The sequence below is a fragment of the Brumimicrobium mesophilum genome, from assembly GCF_003025005.1.
In the GTDB taxonomy this organism is placed as follows: Bacteria; Bacteroidota; Bacteroidia; order Flavobacteriales_D; family Crocinitomicaceae; genus Brumimicrobium; species Brumimicrobium mesophilum.
In genome coordinates this window covers 1-488 of the sequence record NZ_PVSS01000077.1, presented here as the reverse complement: position 1 = coordinate 488, position 488 = coordinate 1, and the positions used below count along the sequence as shown (strand labels likewise).

1 protein-coding gene is annotated in these 488 nt (G+C 36.7%); it reads right to left on the bottom strand.

Features of this window, described 5'->3' with window-relative positions; all coding sequences use genetic code 11:
- Window positions 1–488: group II intron maturase-specific domain-containing protein (locus C6368_RS17115; RefSeq protein ID WP_262494893.1), on the bottom strand; the 488-nt coding region annotated here is incomplete at both ends.

Sequence of the window (488 nt, the reverse complement as noted above, 5' to 3'; positions counted from 1 at the left end):
TTCTTCCAATGATGCCAAATGCAGTACCGTAAACGATTTCGCAGCCATTCTTCCAACTTTTTAAGTTTGGCTTGCATGGATGCTAGCTTAAAGTAATTTATCCATCCTCTTATCAACCAATTTATTCGTTCGATACGTTCATTAAAGGTCATTGGTATCGTCTTCTTGGTTAAGTGTTTAAGTTTTGACTTAAACTCCTTCCATTTAGATATCTTCACAACAAATTGATATTTCCCCTTCTCTCCTTTTTTGTATGTAGGCACAAAACTGTATCCTAATACTTCAAAAGTTGAAGGTCTTCGTATTCCACTTTTCTCTCGGTTGATGGGTAGTTGGAGTTTGTCTCGCAAGAACTTGTAGATACTATTACCCACTCGCTTTGCCGACTTCTTACTCTTGGCGTAAATACTAAAATCATCGGCATATCGTACATAACGATGACCTCGATTTTCTAATTCTTTATCCAACTCATTGAGTAGGATATTAGA